The organism is Myxococcus sp. AM010 (genome assembly GCF_013372585.1).
Classification (GTDB): domain Bacteria; phylum Myxococcota; class Myxococcia; order Myxococcales; family Myxococcaceae; genus Myxococcus; species Myxococcus vastator.
Genome location: NZ_JABXEO010000001.1, coordinates 106844 through 123149, shown reverse-complemented (window position 1 = coordinate 123149; position 16306 = coordinate 106844). Strand labels below are relative to the sequence as shown.

The following is a 16306-nucleotide window of genomic DNA, read 5'->3' as shown; positions in this document are numbered from 1 at the left end:
CCTCACCGAGATGCCAAGCCCACCATGACCCTGGCAGTTCCCCTGCTCGTCGACGAAGTGCCGCGCACGTCTCTTCCCACCCCCCACCCCCACGCGCTCGTCGAGCCGGAAGCCTTCGCCCAGGACCTCCAGGCGCTCAAGCAGGAGCTGGAGTCCTCGCTCGGCGAGGAGGACCTGGCGCACGCGCGGAAGATTGAGCGCTGGGGCCGGGCCTGCTCCGTGCTGGGCTACGCGACGGCGTGGCTGATGCCCAATCCCGTGTCGGCGCTGCTCATCGCGCAAGGCAACACGGCGCGCTGGACGATGATGGCCCATCACGTCACGCACCGAGGCTACGACAAGGTGCCGGGCGTGCCGGCGCGCTACACGGGCAAGCGCTTCGCCACCGGGTGGCGCCGCTTTTGGGAGTGGCCGGACTGGATTCACCCCCAGGCGTGGCGGCACGAGCACAACGTGCTTCACCACGGGCACACGGGCGAGACGGCGGACCCGGACCTGGTGGAGATGAACACGGAGTGGCTGCGCCAATCGCGCATGCCCCTGCTGGCCAAGTACGCGCTGGTGGCGTTCTTCGCCTGCACGTGGAAGGTGACGTACTACGCGCCGAACACGTTCCTGGAGTGGCGGCGCTTCGAGCGCAAGCGCGCGGGGGGGCCGGACGAGGCGGGCACGCTGCCCCTCATCACCGCCTTCAACCCGTTCAACGCCGAGGGCCGCGCCTTCTGGTGGACGTGCCTGCTGCCCTACGCGGGCCTGCGCTTCGTGCTGCTGCCCGCGCTCTTCGCGCCGCTGGGCGCGTGGGCCGTCCTCAGCGTCTTCGCCAACAGCGTCTTCGCGGAGGTGCTCACCAACATCCAGAGCTTCGTGCTCATCGCGCCCAACCACGCCGGGGACGACCTCTACCGCTTCGAGGGCCGAGCGCGCAGCGGCGCGGAGTTCTCCGTGCGGCAGGTGGTGGGTTCGGTGAACTACGCCACCGGCAATGACGTGGTGGACTTCCTCCACGGCTGGCTGAACTACCAGATTGAGCACCACCTCTGGCCCAGCCTGCCCATGACGCGCTACCGGCAGGCGCAGCCCAGGGTGAAGGCGCTGTGTGAGAAGCACGGTGTGCCCTACGCGCAGGAGAGCGTCTTCCGCCGCGTGAAGCGGCTGGTGGACATCATGGTGGGGCGGACGTCCATGCGCGCGTGGGGGCCGGCTCCGCGCGGCTGAGGTCCGCTGGGGGGCGCCAGACTCAGGCGGAGGGCTGGGCCTCGCCGGAGGCCTGTTCCCGGGTCGCCTGGGCGAGCAGGGCACGCACCTCGTCGTCCTCCGTCTGCGCGAAGTCGCGGTACCAGAGGCCCACGGAATAGAAGGGCTCGGGCATGCGGACGCAGACGACCTCGTCCGCCACCTGGGCCAGGCTTTCGCAGGACTCGGCCGCGCCCACGGGCACGGCGACGATGATGGCCGCGGGCGCCAGGAGCCGCAGCGCCGCCACGGCCGCCCGCATCGTCGTGCCGGTGGCCAGCCCGTCGTCCACCAGGAGGACGGTTCGCCCCCGCACGTCGGGGAGCGGCCGGCCTTGCCGATAGTTCTCCTCACGCCGCTGGAGCTCCCCGGTCTCGCGGCGGGTCGCGGCCTCGAGCTGTTCGCGGCCGATGTTCAGCTCGTCCACGACTTCGCGGTTGAGCACGCGCACGCCCCCAGAGGCGATGGCGCCCATGGCCAGCTCCTCATGGCCGGGCGTGCCGAGTTTGCGGACCACGAAGATATCGAGCGGCAGCCCGAGCTTCCGCGCGACCTCGGCGCCCACGGGCACGCCGCCTCGTGGCAGGGCCAGCACCAGGGTGCCGGGTTGCCGCGCGTGGCGCCGCAGGTGGTCCGCGAGCACGCGGCCTCCCTCCTGGCGGTCCTGGAATTGGGGCTCTCGCATGCCGCCGCTCCTCGCCGCTCCCTGGAGTGGAACGGCCGCTCGTCAGGAGAAAGCTGGACACGCCAGTGGCCTCGTGGAACGGGGCGGGCGTTCGCGCTGGCACCAGGCGCTCGCCTGGGCTCTGGGCTTCACGCCGAGGGGCGCGCGGCGTGCTCGTCCGCCGCGCACCCGGTGGGGCTCACGCGATGATTGCCGGCTGTCCAGGCTGATTGGGCACCGGCGGGTCATGAATGCCGGGCGGCTTGATTTCGGGCGGCCGCGGCGGCTCGATTTCCGGCGGCTGCCGGGTGGGCGGCTCCTCCTTCGGCGGCGCCTGGGGCCCGGGAGGCTCACGCCCGGGCTGCTTGTCGGGGTCGGGGTCCTTCACGGGCGCGTCAGGTGTCGTCGGTACCTCGGGCATGCCGTCTTGCTCCTCTCGGGTTCACCAGCACGCAAGACAGTGGGCACGCTCGAGCCCGCGGGCACCGGCCCCGTTGAGCAGTCAACGTGAGGCCCTCCGGGCCCTGGATCGCCCGGTCGGTGGCCAGGCGGCCTTCACGGACGCGAGCAGGGCAGCCCCCTCCCGTCTGCTGCACCGCGCCATCACCGCCGTCACGTTCCGTGGAGCGAAGGACACGAGCCAGAAGGAGGCGAACGATGAGAGCTGCCCTATGGGGAATCGGTGGCGCGGGGCTGGGCCTGGGGCTGATGTACTGGACGGATCCACGCAGTGGCCGCTGGCGCAGGTCCCATCTGCAGGGGAAGGCCGTCCACGCGGCGCATGAGGCGGGCGGCGCGGTGGGCGTCGTCGCTCGGGACCTCTCGCAGCGCTCGCGCGGCGTCTATTTCGAATCGCTACGCAAGCTGCACCGGGCACCGGTGGAGGACCTCATCCTGGAGGAACGGGTGCGCTCGGCCCTGGGCCGGGTGTGCTCGCATCCCGGGCCGATTCGCGTGATGGCTCGGGACGGGATGGTCCGGCTGGAGGGCCCCATCCTCCGCGAGGAGCTCCGCCGCGTGCTGCTCCGCATCGGCAAGGTGCAGGGGGTGCATGGGGTGGACAACCAGCTTGTTCCGTATGCGGAGGGTTCGGCGCACCCGGCGCTTCAAGGAGGCAGCATGCGCTCGGGTGAGTCGAGGCTCTTCTTCCAGGAGCACTGGTCTCCGACCGAGCGGCTCTTCGGGGCGCTGGGCGGCCTGACGCTGACGGCCTGGGGGCTGGGACGCCGGGGCCTGTCGGGCACCCTGGCGGCCCTGGGCGGCGTGGTGCTGGGCACGCGGGCCTTCACGAACCTGGGGCTGCGGCGGCTCACGGGGCTGGGCGCGGGGCGGCGGGCCATCACCCTTCACAAGGACATCAACGTGGACGCGCCGGTGGAGGAGGTGTTCGCCTTCTGGAGGGAGATGCAGAACTTCCCCCGGTTCATGACGCACGTGGATGAAGTGATTCCGGGCATCGAGGGCCGCTCACACTGGAAGGTGCGCGGGCCCGCGGGGCTGCACTTCGAATGGGACGCCGTCGTCACGAAGTTCGTGCCCAACAAGGTGCTGGCCTGGAAGAGCGTGGAGGGCACGGCGGTGGAGAACCTGGGCGTCATCCACTTCGAGTCCACGCCGCGCGGCGGCACGCGGGTGGACATCCGGCTGTCCTACAACCCGCCGGCGGGGGCCATTGGCCATGCCTTCGCGAAGCTGCTGGGCGCGGACCCCAAGAAGCAGATGGATGACGATCTGCTGCGCTTCAAGTCGCTGCTGGAGCGGGGAAGGGCCACCGGGCACGAGACGGTGACGCGCGAGCAGGTCGCGCCGCGGCCCATGGTGACCCGGGGCACCCTCACGCACTGAGCGGAGCGGGGCTCTGCCCGCGTGGCCATGGCTCACGGGACGGCCCGTCTTCTCCCGTTCGCAAGCACCCAGCGGGCCTCCGGCGCGTCCTTGGAGAACTCCAGCTTCGCGCCGTGGCCCAGGTCGTAGACGCGCGGCCCCGTCTTCACCCGATTGAGTGAGAAGCCCACCTCCAGAAGTCCCCGCGGCTGGGCGGCCTCACGCACCTGCCAGCGCAGGCCTTCTCCTTGGAGGGCGAACACGTCTCCAGGCGAAGAGACCTGCTGGTAGCCCAGCGCGACCAGCTCGCGGATGAAGGTATGGGCGCGCCGTGGGGACAGCTCCAGGGAGATGCGCTCCACGTTGCGCAGCAAGCGCTCGGGCTTGAAGCGGGGCCCCAGCAGGGCCCGCCGGCTGACGTCATGAGCACTCCACGGCCGGTCGGGATACAGGGCCTGGAAGAACTCGGGGAGGTACTCGCTCACCCACAAGTCCAGCGACGTGTCGGGTGCGGAGGGCTCGCGGTAGAGGGCGTCGTACCAGGGGACCTCACCCCGGCCTTCGAACTTCCGCCGCGTGCGGGTCTGGTGCACCTTCTGCCCCAACGCGGTCCGCAGTGGCCCCGCCAGGCGTGACAACGTGCCTTCTTGCTCCACGCTCAGGCCCACGCCGACCTTGCCCACGGGCTCGCCAAAGGCGTTTCCGGGCCCCAGCAGCTCCAGGTACGTGTCCTGACCCCGCACATAGAGGACTTGGGCGCTGGCATCGGGCACCTTGAAGGCGGGCAGGCCGCCATCCACCTGGGCGAACCCGTCCGAAAGGAAGTCCAGTGCTCGCAGCGACGCGAAGGCCTCCGCGGGGAGGACGACGTAGAAGTGGTTGAGGACCACCGGGGGCGCACGCGGCGGGGCCACCGCGGGTTGCGCAGGCAGTGTGTTCGTCACCTGCCCCAGGGACACGAGCGGTTCACCCGGATTCACGGGCGGCGTCGTGACCACGTACAGGACCACGCCCGTGAAGGGGGCCACGGGAACCGCGAGCGTGCGTCCGAAGGCATCCTTGATTTCACCGAGCCGAGCGCCGGCCTCGACGCGTTGGCCCGGCCTCACGCCGGGCGTGAAGAGCCCATGCACCGGGCTCATCACTGACTCCGACCAGGTGACGAAGCGGGGCTTGCCCGGAGCGGCCGCGCCTCCGGCGACGACGCCGAGCTGCTTGAGGACGCGAAGCAGGCCCGCCTCCACCCGGTTGAGTTCTTCCGGGGATGCGCGTGCCTCGCCGCCCCATTCGACGCCGATTGCGGGGACGCCTCGCGCCGTGGCGGTCGCGGAGGTGTAGCGGGTGGGGCCAGCGAAGTCCGGCCAGAGCGGCTTCACCGTCGGCGCTCCAAAAGCCATCGCCATGGCGCGCGAGCGCTCTGTCACGCTCGGGTCAGGCGCATTGGCGATGAACGCGACATATGGCGAGAGCGCCTCGTTGCCATCACCACAGTGCACGTCCACCACCGCGTCGACCCGGTCGAACACCTCGTGGGTAAGCACATGCGCGATGCGCTCCGTGGGCGTGCCAGAGGCGTTGCCAGGAAAGACGCGGTTGAGGTTCTTCCAGTCGTCCGGGCCGTAATACACGGTGCGCCGCTGGAAGGACGGCACGTTGGCGATATGGACGATGACCACCGTGCCACGCATCGTCTCGGGTTGGAGCTTCGCGGCGAGGCGCTGGAGCGTGAGGATGGGCACGTACTCCGCGCCGTGGATTCCCGCCATCAGCGCGACCACGGGTCCTGGCTTCGCGCCCCGTATCACCGTGACTGGCAACGGCGGAACGTCTTCATCGCCACCAGGGACGGGCAGGTAGCCGTGGGCACGCTGGCCAGGTGCCGCCACCGCGCTTCCCCAGGTCGCCGCCGTGCCGTCCGGAGCCACCTGCGCGGCCAACACCAGGTTCAAGAGCACCATCACCGCCAGCACGTCGACCTCCCGGGTCCAGGACTTTCCACGCCCTGTCGCATGCCAGGGATGCTGCCAGGGGAATGGTGTTTATGCAATCGAGTTGCGTTTGTTGTCGGGTCTTCGTTATGGAGATGACCCATGCTTGAAGCGAAGAAGCTGTCAAAACGCTATGGCCAGCACCTGGCCCTGGAAGGACTGGACCTGTCCATCGGGGCGGGCGAGGTGTTCTGCCTGCTGGGTGCGAACGGGGCAGGGAAGACCACGACGTTGAACCTCTTCCTGGGCTTCATCACGCCGACGCAAGGCGAGGCCCGCGTCGCGGGGTTGGAGGTCCAGCAACACGAAGCCCAGGTGCGCGGGCTGCTGGCGTACGTGCCCGAGTTGGTGATGCTCTACCCTCGGCTGACAGGCCGGGAGAACCTGGCCTACTTCAACACCCTGGCGAGCCGCCCGGCGCTGTCCACCCAGGAGTCCACCGGGTGGTTGGCGCGCGCGGGGCTGCAACCGGGGGCGATGGACGTCCCCGTTGGCCGCTATTCGAAGGGCATGCGGCAGAAGGTCGGCATCGCCATCGCGCTGGCGAAGGGCGCGCGGGCCTTGCTGCTGGATGAGCCCACGTCCGGTTTGGACCCGCTGGCGTCCAACGAGCTCTCCGAGCTGCTCCTTCGCCTGAGTGGTGAAGGCATGGCGGTGCTCATGGCGACCCATGACCTGTTCCGCGCGAAGGAGTCCGGCACGCGCGTGGGCATCATGAAGTCGGGCCGGCTGGTGGAGACGCGCGCCACGCGGGATTTGGGGCACGCGGAGCTGGAGCAGCTCTACCTGGCGCACATGCGTGGCTGAGGACCGACGAATGATTCGAGCCATCGCCCGAAAAGAGTGGATGGAGCTGTCGCGCGACGGACGCTTCCGTGTCGCGGGAGCCCTGGTGTTCTTGCTGGCCCTCGTGGGCATCGCGGTCGGCGCGCTCCATGTCCGGGACTCCCGTGCCGAGCGCGAAGCCGGTGCTCGCCTGACGCGCCAGCATTGGCTGGAGCAGGGAGAGAAGAACCCGCACTCGGCCGCGCACTACGGTGTCTGGGCGTTCAAGCCCGAGTCCGTCCTGGCCGCGTTCGACCGCGGCGTGGAGCCGTACCTGGGCGTCGCCGTCTACCTGGAGGCGCACAAGCGGAACGCCACCCAGTACCGACCCGCGGCGGACTCCACGGCGGCGGCGCGCTTTGGAGAGCTGACGGGGGCAGGGGTCCTCCAGCTCCTGGTGCCGCTGCTCATCATCCTGCTGACCTACTCCGCGTTCACCGCCGAGCGGGAGCAGGGGACGCTGCGCTTGCTGCTGAGCTCTGGCGTGCGTCGTCATCAGCTCGTGTTGGGCAAGGCCCTGGGCGTAGGGCTGGCGCTCGCGGCGCTGCTGGTGCCCCTCTTCGTCGTGGCCGTGGTGTTGGTGGTGGGCCTGGGGAGCGGCGCGGGCGTCTCGTCGGGCGAGCTGCTGGGACGCCTGTCGGGGCTGGCGCTGGGGTATGCGCTGTACCTGGCGGGCTTCGTGTTCCTGGGGCTGGCGGTCAGCGCGTGGGCGCGGACCTCCCGGGGCGCGTTGGTGGTGCTGCTGGGCGTGTGGATGGTCAACGCGCTGCTGGTGCCCCGGCTCGCGGTGGAGGCGGCCCGGGCGTGGGCGCCGGTGCCCACGGCGCAGGACTTCGCGCGGCGGTTGGCGGAGGACTACGAGAAGGGCCTGAGCGGTCATGACCCGGCGGACCAGCGACAGGCGGCGCTCGAGCGTGAGACGCTGGCGCGCTACGGCGCGGCGTCCCTGGAGGCGCTCCCAGTCAACTTCCGGGGCATCGCGCTCCAAGCGGGAGAGGAGTACAGCAACCGCGTGGGCGCGCAGCGCTTCGGCGAGCTGGAGGCGCGCTACGGCGAACAGGAGCGACTGCACCGCTTCTTCGCGCCGCTGTCTCCCATGTTGGCGCTGCGGCACCTGTCGGCCTCGCTCGCGCGAACGGACCTGTCCGCGCACCTGCGCTTCACGAGGCAGGCGGAGCAGTACCGGCAGGGGCTGGTGAAGCAGATGAATGACACCATCACGCTCCGCTCGAAATACGGCGACGCGGACTACAAGGCGGACGCGTCGCTGTGGCGTGAGGTGCCGGAGCTGAGCCTGGACGAGGAGCGGCTCCCGGATGCGCTGGGCGCGCAGGTGCCGGGGCTTCTCCTGCTGGGATTCTGGCTGGCGTGGACCACCTTCTTCGCGTTGCGCGCGTGCGCACGCCTGAGCGCCGTTTGAGGCACGAGGAGACCCTGAAGATGTCCTTGCTTCGACACGAGTGGTTCCTGCTCCGGAAGGACCGGATGCTCGCCTTCTCCGCCGCGCTCCTGCTCGGCTTGATGGCGTTGGGCCTCTACAACGGCTGGCGCTTCACCCGGGACTTGCGGACCTACCAGCAGCGCCTCGTCGCACAGGAGACGGAGCGGCGTTCCCGTCTGGCGGAGGCGGCGGAGGCCTTGCGCCAGGGACGTGGGCCGGCGCTGCCGCCCTGGAAGAGCCCCGCCATGCCGGTGCCGGTAGGCAACACGCTCGTCCAGCCCGAAGCCCTGCTGCCTCCGGGGCCGCTGGGGGCCTTCACCGTGGGGCAGATGGACCTGTTGCCGTCCGCCTACCAGGTGTCGCTCCAGGGGCGCCTCACGGACTTCGCGCGTGACACGCTGGAGCACCCGGTGCACCTGGCGACTGGAACGTTGGACCTGTCGTTCGTGCTGCTCTACCTGCTGCCCTTGTTCGCGCTCGCGTTCTCCTTCGACCTGGTGTCGCGTGAGCGAGAGGACGGAACGCTTCGGCTGGTGCTCGTGCAGGCCACGGGCCTTCGCGGCTGGGCGCTGCGAAGGCTCGCGGTGCGCGCGGGTGTCCTGCTGGGCCTGTGCGTGCTGGCGGGCGTCGTCGGCTACGCGCTGACGGGCGGGGCAGGGGGCGTGGGTCGGCTGGCGGGCTGGCTGACGCTGGTGGTCGGCTACGGCGCCTTCTGGTTCGCGCTGGCGCTGGCCGTGAATGCGCGGGCCCTGAGCTCCGCCACCAACGCGCTGGTGCTCGTGGGGGCGTGGCTGGTGCTGGTGGTCGTGGTGCCCGCGGTGGCGCAGCTGGGCGTCAGTGGACTGTACCCGGTGCCGTCCCGCGTGGCGCTGGTGGGGGCCACGCGCGAGGCGTCCCTGGAGGCGCAGAAGCGCGGCAGTGAGGTGCTGTCCGCCTACTTCGAGGACCATCCGGAGCTGGCGCCCAAGGGGGCCAGGGCGGAGGGGTACTGGCCCACGGCGCTGGCCGTGCAGGACGAGGCGGCTCGGGCGACCGCGCCCGTGGTGGCGGCCTTTCAGTCACAGCTGGAGCGGCAGCAGAATGCGCTGGGTGTGCTGCGCTTCCTGTCTCCCGCGCTGGCTTTCCAGCAGGCGCTCCAGGACGTGGCGGGCACGGGAGGCTCACGGCACGAGCACTTCTTGCGGCAGGTCGACCACTTCCACACCAGGTGGCGTGAGGCACTGCTTCCTCGCGTCTTCTCGGGCGCCACCTTGGGGGCCGCGGAGCATGCGCGGCTGCCGCGATTCGCATATGTCGAGCAGCCTGGCACCGACGTCGTAGCCCAGGTGGCGCTGGGGTTGCTCGCGCTCGTGCTGCCGACGCTGCTGACGTTGGGGCTGGGCCTGGCCTGGTTGGGACGGCCCCGCATCGCTTGAGCGTGTGGCGGGCGTCGTCAGGAGGTCAGCGCGGTTCGCGGCCCGCGAGGAGGGACTCCTCGCGGGCCGTTGCCGTGTGTGGGCGCTCTTCACGCCTCTTCGCTGCGGAACGTCCGCGCGCTGACCCGCCGCGCACGGGCACGTGTGTCGCGGGATTGTCGAACAACTCGGCTCCGGAATTCACCGGGGCCACCTTCTCCCTGGAATGACCGTGATGCGCTCCTCCTCTTCCTCCGTCCCTGATGCGGCCTGCGACTGCGCTCATCACCGAGGGCAAGCCGCTACCGACCCGACCGAGCCCGTGAAGGTGCCGGGAGGCCGCTGGTCGATGCTGGTGCCGTTGCTGGCGTGTGCGCTGTGCCCCACCTGCCTGGCGGCCTACGCGCAGGTGCTGTCGTTCCTCGGCGTGGGGCTGTCGCTGACGGAGTCCGCGCACCAGGTGATGCTCGTCGTGGCCGTCACCGTGTCATTGGCCGTGAGTGGCTGGCGGTCGCGGCGGCTGCGGCGGGTGGGCCCGCTGCTGGTGACTGCCGCGGGGTGCTCGCTCCTGGTGCTGGGGCATGCACTGGAAGAGGATCCGGTGCTGACTTGGAGCGGGGTGGTGGTGTTGCTCGCGGGGGGCCTGTGGGAGCGCCGTGTCTGGCGCCAGCTCTTCACCCGCGGTTCCGCTTCCGAGCGCCCCGCCGTCCAGCCCTGAGCGGGCGGGACGGCGGGACTCCGGAACGGCACTCAGAGCGTCTGGAGGAATGCGAGCAGGGCGTCTCGCTCCGGCGCCGAGAGGGCTTCGTAGGCGCGCCGTGAGGACTCCGCCTCGCCGCCATGCAGGGTGATGGCGCTGGCCACGGTGCTGGCGGCGCCGTCGTGGAGGTAGGGCGCCGTCTGGGCAAGGCCCCACAGCGGCGGGGTGCGCAGCTCGTTCACCTTGGCCTCCCCGTCCTCCACGCCCCGGCGTCCGTCGCGCATCACGTCATGCAGGAGCAGGTCGCTGAAGAGGCGGACGTCGCGGCCATCCGTCGTCGGGAAGGCGGGGACATGACACTTCGCGCAGCCCACGTCATGGAACAGCGCGAGGCCCGCGTCGTCCAGGTCCGGTCGGGCACTGGTGCGAGGCGGAGGCGCCAGCGAGGCCAGATAGAAGGTGAGGGTTTCAATGGTGGGCAGCCCCACCTCCGGGTCCGCGACGTCGTCGTCATCCCGGGCGGTGCCGAAGGTGCGCCCTGGCTCGTCGACCAGCGTCAGTCCCAGCTCGTTGCTGAGCGCGTCGCGAACGAACTCGTGCACGGTGGGCACATTGGCCTTCCAGCCGAAGCGCCCCAGCCGGCCGTCGGCCAGGCGATGGGCCCGGCCGCGAATCCCGTCGCCGTCGACGTCATCGGGGTCTTCGTTGGCGAGGATGCGCGCCGCGGGGATGAGCTCGATGAGCCCCAGGCCCAGCACAGAGGGCGTCTGACGCCGCTCGAAGAAGTTGCTGCGCGGGTCCAACGGCGGCCGAGCGTCCACCGCGCCGTGCCGGTGCGCCATGGTGCCGGCCATGGGGTAGACGAAGGTGCCGTCCACGAAGATGCCCTGGCGCGTGACATCCAGGTCCAGGCCTCCCGCGCCCCCCGGCACCGGGTCGAAGTGACAGGCACGGCATGAGTCGCCATTGAAGTGGGGGCCCACGCCTTCGCGGAGGCCGAAGTCCCGGTCGAACAGGTGCTGGCCCTGGCGGAAGCGCTCCTGGTCCCGCGCGTTGAGCGCGGCCGCGGGCCCCCCCCAGTCGCCGGTGGGAGGCACCGGCGCGTCTTGCGGCAACATGCCATCGCTGCGTTGTTCACGCCCGCCCAGGGACTCCAGGAAGTGGATGACGCGCGCCTGCTCCGCGTGGCTCAGGGCGACGTAGGCGTCCCGCGAGCGTTGGCCTTCACCTCCGTGGAGACGGATGGCCTCGTCCAGGTCATCCGCGCGGCCGTCGTGCAGGTAGGGGCCCGCGGCGGCGATGCCCCACAGCGGCTGGGTCCGGAACTCCGAGCCACCCGCCAGCTTCATCACGATGCCGTCGTCCAGCGCCGGCCCCATGTCGTGCAGGAGCAGGTCACTGTAGAGCGGGATGAGCCCACGAGGTCCCTCCAACGCGGGCACGTGGCAGGCATCGCAGCGAAGCTGGGTAAAGAGCTGCTGCCCGGCCGCCGACGCTGGCGTGGGCGCGTCCGGCCGAGGCGCCGCCGTGAGCATGGAGAAGGACACCAGGTCGAACAGCTCCTGCTCGCTCATCTCCGGATCTGTCACCCCGTCATCATCCACGGTGGGCTCGTCGGGGGCCGCCGCCTGGGCCTGGCGCACTGTGCGCAGGCCGTCCGCGCGCCGACTGGCGCCAGGCAGTCCATCCAGCGCGCTGGGCACCGGAAGGCGTGCCTTGGCTTCCTCCGACAGGGGGTTGGAGGTGAGGCCCATGTGGTTGAAGACAGGGCCACGGATGAAGCCCTCGATGGACACCGTCTGCGACTTCCGGCCGAAGCGCCCGACGAAGCCGCGGTCGTAGTTGGGCCGGCCGCTGATGCCGTCGCCGTCCGAGTCGTCAGGGTCCGCGTTGCGCAGGATGACCTCGTCGGGAATCTCCGCCAGCAGGCCCACGCCAAAGAAGGGGATGGGGTTGCGGGTGGCCAGGGTGTTGGTGGCGTCGTCTGTGGGACGGCGCACGCCCTCCAGCGTGAAGTGTGGCTGCACGCCATTGACGCCGGTGGGGACGAAGGAGCCATCCGGCAGTGTCTGGCCCACCAACAAGAAGTTGCGGTACCGGCCAGCGCCGCCACCGACCACGGGCTTCTCGTGGCAGTTCACGCAGCTCGCCACGTTGAAGGAGGGGCCCAGGCCTTCCTCCGGCGTGAAGCGGCGCAGCATCACCTGGCGTCCCCGCTCGAAGCTCTCCCGTTGCTCCGGCGTCGCGAAGGGGATCACGTCCCCCAGGGCGCCGAAGATGTCTGGGGCAATCCGGGGTTCTTGGGGCACGGGTGTCTCCGAGGCCGTGGGCGAGCACCCCACGAGTCCCAGTGCGCAACCCAGCCCACGCATCCAGCGTGTCATCTTTGTCATCGTCGTTGTCTCGGGTGATTACTCGTTGGGACCCAGCGGCCGGGTCCAGGCAAGGCCCTGGTACGCATCCGCCAACGCGCCCAGATTGCCGCCCACGGCGGTCAGGTTTCCGGACGCGTCGCCGAACACACTGTGGAAGGTGAGCCGCGTGGTGGCGGGCACGGGGTGGGCGGTGAGCGTGTCCACGTCCAGCACCGCCAGCGTCCCTTCGATGCCCACCACGTGCGCCACGGAGGGCGTGCGCATCCACACCCCATTGAGGCCGGGCAGCGGTGCCAGCTCGCGGGAGGTCCAGGCCTGGCCATCCCATCGGGCCACGACGCCGTTGCTGCGTCCGCCCACGACGATGACTCGCTCCCGCCCGGCGCCCCAGACGGAGATGAGGTCGTCGCTGATGCCCACGAAGTGCTCGGTCCAGGCCGTGCCGTCCCAGTGCAGGACGGCGCCCTTCTGGCCCACGACCCAGACGTCATCGTGCGCGCTGCCCCAGACCTTGTAGAAGGCGGCCACGCGGTCACGCTGGAGCGGCGGCACCTGCACCCCCGTCCACTCGCGACCGTCGAAGTGGAGCAGGGTGGCGTCGCCCGCCTGGCGGCCGCGACCGCCGACCGCCCAGAGGTCATCCGGCGCGGCGCCCCAGATGCCCCAGAGGTCCTGGTCCGTGGGCACCGGCACGCGCCGCCACTGCACGCCATCACCGTGCAGCACCGTGCCTTCATTGCCCACCACCCAGACGTCGTCCGGGCCGAAGCCGTGGCTCCAGTTGAGCAGCGGTACCGCTTCGGTGAATGACACCAGTGCCCAGCCGTCGGCGCGCCGCTGGTACATGGCTCCCTGGTCGAAGCGCCCCCCCACGGCGAGCAGCGGGCCGCCGGGGGGCGCGGAGACGTTCATCAGCCAGCCCGCGTCCGTCGCGTCGAACGCGGGTGCCCAGCCCGCGGGCGCGTCCGGTTCCGGAGTGGGCGCGGGCTCGCCACAGCCGGTGGCGAGCGCCCACCACAAGGCGGCCCCCATGAGGCCAGACAGGCGCTTCACGGGCATGCGTCTGGCCCCCACTGAACGACGCCCTCCCGGGAGGCGGTCGCGGACTGGCCGCCCGCGTCCTCCAGCCGCGCCTCCAGGGTGACGCGCTCCCCCAGCGCCTCGGAGGGCTCCGGGACGACGAGCAGCAGGCCGGAGAGCATCGCGGGGCGCTGCTCCGTCGCGGGCTCGAACGGCAGGCGCAACTGGTAGGGCAGCGACACCCGCTGGCCATCCGACTGACGCGTGAGCGACAGCGACACCGTGGCGGTGAGGGGCTCCAGGCTCCAGGCCTGGAGCGACACGAAGACGTGCTGGCTGCCCTGACACCCGCGCTGCAGCCGCAGCGTGTCACCGGGCTGCACGGGAGCGTATTGGCCCGGCCGCCCGACGCCAACGGCCACGCGCGGAGTCCTCTCCGCAGGGGGCTCCTCGGCGGGGCCGCTCTCTCCGCCGCAGCCCGCGAGCCACGCCGCCGTGGTGACGCACAAGAGGCGCGGCGTCCTCACGGCGCCGCCTGGGGCCGCGCCAGGTAGACGCCGTGGTCGGAGAGGAGCGCGATGTCCTGCTCACCCACCGCCACCGACTGCGGGAAGTAGAGCGTCGCCTCGCGGAAGGCCACCCGCTGCCCGGGGCCGATGCCCCCGCTGCGCACGGGATTTCCCAGCCACGTGGACACCGTGCCCGCCTCCAGATTCACCGACCGGATGACGTGGTTGCCGCTGTCGGCGACGTAGAGGCGCGTGCCCGCCGCGTTCAACGCGACTCCGGAAGGCCCCTTGAAGAGGGCCTCCGCCACGGTGCCGTCCACCACGCCCGTGGTCCGGTCCTGCCCGGCGACGGTCGTCACCTCGCCGGTGGCCAGGGTGATGGAGCGCAGTGTCTGGGCGGTGGCGTCGGCCACGTAGAGGCGGCCAGCCGCCGCGTCCAGCGCGAGGCCCGCCGGCTCCCGGAAGCGCGCGGCGGCGCCCACGCCGTCCACGGTGCCTTGCTCGCCCGCCGCACCGGCCAGCGTCGTCACCCCGCCCGTGGCCGTGGTGATGGCGCGCACGGTGCCGTTTCCCGAGTCCGCGACGTACAGCGTGAGGCCATCCGGTGACAGCGCGAGGTGCTGCGGGCTGGAGAAGCGCGCGGCGGAACCTTCGCCGTCGGTGGCGCCGGCCTCGTCCGCCGCTCCCGCCAGCGTGCGCACGGTCCGGGTTTGCAGGTCGATGGCGCGCACGGTGTGAGCGCCCATGTCCGCGACGTAGAGCCGCTGCGTGGCCGCGTGCCAGGCGAGCCCCACCGGATAGCTCAGCGTCGCCGTCTCCCCGGGGCCGTCCACGCCGCCGGACGTCCTGGGCCTGCCCACCAGGGTCCGCGTCTCCCCAGTGGCGAACGCCACGGCGCGCACCGTGTGGTTGTACGTGTCGGCGACGAACCAGGCGCCGTCCCCCGCGACGATGGCGGAGGGGCTGTCGAAGCGGGCCTGGCTACCCGGGCCATCGGCGCTGCCGGACGGCTGCGCGGCGCCCGCGAGCGTCGTCATCTCCAGCGTGACCAGGTCCAGCCGGCGCAAGGCGTTGGCGTCGCGGTCGTTGTAATAGAGGATGCCGCGCGCGGCGTCGAGCAGCGGCGGACCGAAGGCGATGCCCAGCCGCACCGCTTCACCGATGCCATCCACCGGGCGCACGTCGTCCGCGTTGCCAAGCAGGGTGGTGGTGCTCCCATCCGCCAAGGCCACGCGCCGCAGCAGCCCGTCCCAACCGGTGATGTACAGGAAGGAGGCGTCGCCCGTCAGCGACTGGGGCGTGTCGAAGCGCGCCGCGGCCCCCACGCCGTCCTGTGCCCCAGCCTCTCCCGCGGTGCCCGCCAGGGTGGCGACGTCGAACGTCGTCAGGTCGACCCGGCGCACCGTATGGTTGAAGGTGTCCGCCACGTAGAGGTTGGTGCCCACGCGGACGATGCCGCCCAGGCCGCTGAAGCGCGCCGCCGCGCCGCGCGCATCCACGCTCTGCTCCGCGCCGGTGTAGCGGGTCCCCGCCACGGTGCTCACCCGCCGGCTGGCCAGGTCCAGTGTCCGGAGCACGCGGTTGGTGCGGTCCGCGATGTAGAGCGTGGCGCCGTCCTCGGAGATGGCCAGGCTGTGGAGGAGCGAGCCCAGTCGCGCCTCGTCACCCACGCCGTCCACGTTCCCCGGTGAGTCCGGGCTGCCGGCGAGCGTCGACACCTGCGCGTCCGGCAAGGAAATCTTGCGGAGGGTGGGGCCATCCGCCAGGTACAGGGCGCTGCCGTCCGGGGCGTAGGCCAGCGCGCGCGGACTCTTGAAGCGTGCCTCAGTGCCCGTGCCGTCCACGGCGCCCATCTGCTGCACGCGACCCGCCAGCGTCACGACGTCGCCCGTGGTGGTGTCGATACGCCGCAGCAGGTTGTTGAACGTGTCCGCCACGTAGACGAACGCGCCGTCGGGCGTCAGCACCGCTCCCGCCGGGCCGCTGAAGCGCGCCGCCGTCCCCAGGCCGTCCACGAAGCCCGTGGCCGTGTTTCCCGCCAGCAACTCCAGGGTGTCGCGTGTTTCAACCACGCCGCCGTCTGGCAGCGAGCCTGCGTCCGGTGTCGTCCCCGCGTCCGGTCGAACGCCGGCATCGGGTTCCGCGGGAGTGGACGTGTTGCTGCACGCCGAGCCTAGCAGGAGCAGGGCCGAGGTGAGCGTCCACCGGAAAAGCCACGTCCTCGTGCTTCTGAAATTCATGGTGCCTCGTGGGTGAGGCATTCTGGTTATTGTAATCGTGTTTCATTTGCAATGAAGATGGTGAGCGGGAGCGGTGTCGTTCCCGCGCGGAGT

The 16306-nt window shown here is 71.1% G+C and carries 13 protein-coding genes; 6 read left to right on the top strand and 7 right to left on the bottom strand.

What is annotated here, in order from left to right; genetic code table 11:
* Positions 1-24 precede the first annotated feature (24 nt).
* Positions 25-1215, top strand: coding sequence for a fatty acid desaturase (locus tag HV826_RS00520; RefSeq protein ID WP_176415042.1), 1191 nt, complete (start codon positions 25-27; stop codon positions 1213-1215).
* Positions 1216-1237: 22 nt separating this feature from the next.
* Here HV826_RS00520 and HV826_RS00515 read toward each other — a convergent pair whose 3' ends face one another.
* Complete coding sequence (locus tag HV826_RS00515) at positions 1238-1918, bottom strand: phosphoribosyltransferase (protein ID WP_176415041.1); 681 nt, start codon at positions 1916-1918, stop codon at positions 1238-1240.
* A 178-nt stretch (positions 1919-2096) separates the two neighbouring features.
* A complete protein-coding gene (locus tag HV826_RS00510; RefSeq protein ID WP_176415040.1) occupies positions 2097-2318 on the bottom strand; it encodes a hypothetical protein in 222 nt (73 codons plus the stop codon).
* A gap of 236 nt (positions 2319-2554) precedes the next feature.
* Between HV826_RS00510 and HV826_RS37810 the strand changes: the two genes are divergently transcribed.
* Positions 2555-3742 carry an SRPBCC family protein gene (locus tag HV826_RS37810; protein ID WP_217916977.1) on the top strand — a complete coding sequence of 396 codons (1188 nt, stop codon included), beginning with the start codon at positions 2555-2557 and terminating at the stop codon, positions 3740-3742.
* A 32-nt stretch (positions 3743-3774) separates the two neighbouring features.
* Here the strand turns inward: HV826_RS37810 and HV826_RS00500 are convergent, their stop codons facing one another.
* The gene (locus HV826_RS00500) at positions 3775-5691 is read right to left on the bottom strand and encodes a DUF5829 family protein (protein ID WP_176415038.1); all 1917 of its coding nucleotides are present in this window, start codon (positions 5689-5691) and stop codon (positions 3775-3777) included.
* Between the two features lie 120 nt (positions 5692-5811).
* Here HV826_RS00500 and HV826_RS00495 point away from each other — a divergent pair, with 120 nt between their 5' ends.
* The 4 genes from HV826_RS00495 (at position 5812) to HV826_RS00480 (ending at position 10087) form a co-directional block, all read left to right on the top strand.
* Positions 5812-6516, top strand: a complete 705-nt coding sequence (locus HV826_RS00495) for an ABC transporter ATP-binding protein (protein ID WP_176415037.1) — start codon at positions 5812-5814, stop codon at positions 6514-6516.
* A 10-nt stretch (positions 6517-6526) separates the two neighbouring features.
* Positions 6527-7954, top strand: a complete 1428-nt coding sequence (locus tag HV826_RS00490; RefSeq protein WP_176415036.1) for a DUF3526 domain-containing protein — start codon at positions 6527-6529, stop codon at positions 7952-7954.
* Between the two features lie 20 nt (positions 7955-7974).
* Positions 7975-9390 carry a DUF3526 domain-containing protein gene (locus HV826_RS00485; protein WP_176415035.1) on the top strand — a complete coding sequence of 472 codons (1416 nt, stop codon included), beginning with the start codon at positions 7975-7977 and terminating at the stop codon, positions 9388-9390.
* A 214-nt stretch (positions 9391-9604) separates the two neighbouring features.
* A complete protein-coding gene (locus HV826_RS00480) occupies positions 9605-10087 on the top strand; it encodes a MerC domain-containing protein (RefSeq protein WP_176415034.1) in 483 nt (160 codons plus the stop codon).
* 32 nt (positions 10088-10119) lie between these two features.
* Here HV826_RS00480 and HV826_RS00475 read toward each other — a convergent pair whose 3' ends face one another.
* The 4 genes from HV826_RS00475 to HV826_RS00460 form a co-directional block, all read right to left on the bottom strand.
* Complete coding sequence (locus HV826_RS00475; protein WP_368670804.1) at positions 10120-12378, bottom strand: di-heme oxidoredictase family protein; 2259 nt, start codon at positions 12376-12378, stop codon at positions 10120-10122.
* Positions 12379-12480: 102 nt separating this feature from the next.
* Positions 12481-13503, bottom strand: coding sequence for a hypothetical protein (locus HV826_RS00470; protein WP_176415032.1), 1023 nt, complete (start codon positions 13501-13503; stop codon positions 12481-12483).
* Complete coding sequence (locus HV826_RS00465) at positions 13494-13991, bottom strand: hypothetical protein (protein WP_176415031.1); 498 nt, start codon at positions 13989-13991, stop codon at positions 13494-13496. The genes HV826_RS00470 and HV826_RS00465 overlap by 10 nt, the downstream gene beginning before the upstream one ends.
* The gene (locus tag HV826_RS00460) at positions 13988-16213 is read right to left on the bottom strand and encodes a hypothetical protein (protein ID WP_176415030.1); all 2226 of its coding nucleotides are present in this window, start codon (positions 16211-16213) and stop codon (positions 13988-13990) included. The genes HV826_RS00465 and HV826_RS00460 overlap by 4 nt, the downstream gene beginning before the upstream one ends.
* Between the last annotated feature and the right edge of the window lie 93 nt (positions 16214-16306).

Excerpts from the sequence above, each read along its gene's own strand:
- HV826_RS00520 (WP_176415042.1), top strand. The coding sequence starts at position 25 with ATGACCCTGGCAGTTCCCCTGCTCGTCGACGAAGTGCCGCGCACGTCT.
- HV826_RS00515 (WP_176415041.1), bottom strand. The coding sequence starts at position 1,918 with ATGCGAGAGCCCCAATTCCAGGACCGCCAGGAGGGAGGCCGCGTGCTC.
- HV826_RS00510 (WP_176415040.1), bottom strand. The coding sequence starts at position 2,318 with ATGCCCGAGGTACCGACGACACCTGACGCGCCCGTGAAGGACCCCGAC.
- HV826_RS37810 (WP_217916977.1), top strand. The coding sequence starts at position 2,555 with ATGAGAGCTGCCCTATGGGGAATCGGTGGCGCGGGGCTGGGCCTGGGG.
- HV826_RS00495 (WP_176415037.1), top strand. The coding sequence starts at position 5,812 with ATGCTTGAAGCGAAGAAGCTGTCAAAACGCTATGGCCAGCACCTGGCC.
- HV826_RS00490 (WP_176415036.1), top strand. The coding sequence starts at position 6,527 with ATGATTCGAGCCATCGCCCGAAAAGAGTGGATGGAGCTGTCGCGCGAC.
- HV826_RS00485 (WP_176415035.1), top strand. The coding sequence starts at position 7,975 with ATGTCCTTGCTTCGACACGAGTGGTTCCTGCTCCGGAAGGACCGGATG.
- HV826_RS00480 (WP_176415034.1), top strand. The coding sequence starts at position 9,605 with ATGCGCTCCTCCTCTTCCTCCGTCCCTGATGCGGCCTGCGACTGCGCT.
- HV826_RS00470 (WP_176415032.1), bottom strand. The coding sequence starts at position 13,503 with ATGCCCGTGAAGCGCCTGTCTGGCCTCATGGGGGCCGCCTTGTGGTGG.
- HV826_RS00460 (WP_176415030.1), bottom strand. The coding sequence starts at position 16,213 with ATGAATTTCAGAAGCACGAGGACGTGGCTTTTCCGGTGGACGCTCACC.